The sequence below is a fragment of the Vibrio sp. 2132-1 genome (assembly GCF_033344315.1).
In genome coordinates this window covers 1-664 of sequence record NZ_JAWPON010000405.1, presented here as the reverse complement: position 1 = coordinate 664, position 664 = coordinate 1, and the positions used below count along the sequence as shown (strand labels likewise).

Sequence of the window (664 nt, the reverse complement as noted above, 5' to 3'; positions counted from 1 at the left end):
ATCAAGCTTAAAGTTACAAATCAGCTGCTTAACGACTTCACGACGGAGCAAGTCATCCGAATCGAGTGAGACACCTTTCCACAATGCGTGGCGAAGGTCATTTACTTGAGCGTAGTACTTCTTGAGCTCTTTTTGGTTTTGCGCGTACGCATCACCAATCATTGAAATGGCAGAAACACCAAAGCCTACCAAGTCACATTCACCTTGAGTGGTGTAGCCTTGGAAGTTGTGATGCAACACACCTTCGCGCTGCGCAACGGCGAGTTCGTCGTCAGGCATCGCAAAATGGTCCATGCCGATGAACTGGTAGCCAGCACCCGTCAAAGTTGCGATCGTGTCTTGGAGAATTGCCATTTTCTCTTCTGCTTTTGGCAAATCTTCGTCTTTAATCTTACGCTGCGCAGCAAACAATTGCGGCATGTGTGCGTAGTTAAAGACCGACAGACGACCCGGCTGCATTTCCAACACTTGTTCTAACGTCTTCGCAAAAGATGCTTTGGTCTGCTTCGGCAAACCGTAGATCAAATCGAGGTTGGTCGAACGGAAACCCAACTCTTTCGCACGTGCCACCATCGCAAAGATGAATTCTTCATCTTGTTCACGGTTCACCAGTTTTTGCACTTCTTTGTTGAAGTCCTGAACGCCGATGCTCAGGCGGTTGAAG

1 protein-coding gene is annotated in these 664 nt (G+C 48.2%); it reads right to left on the bottom strand.

Translation table 11 applies throughout. The features are described from left to right. The coding region (hemN, locus tag R8N47_RS25695; protein ID WP_318186164.1) for an oxygen-independent coproporphyrinogen III oxidase at positions 1-664 on the bottom strand (664 nt) is incomplete at both ends.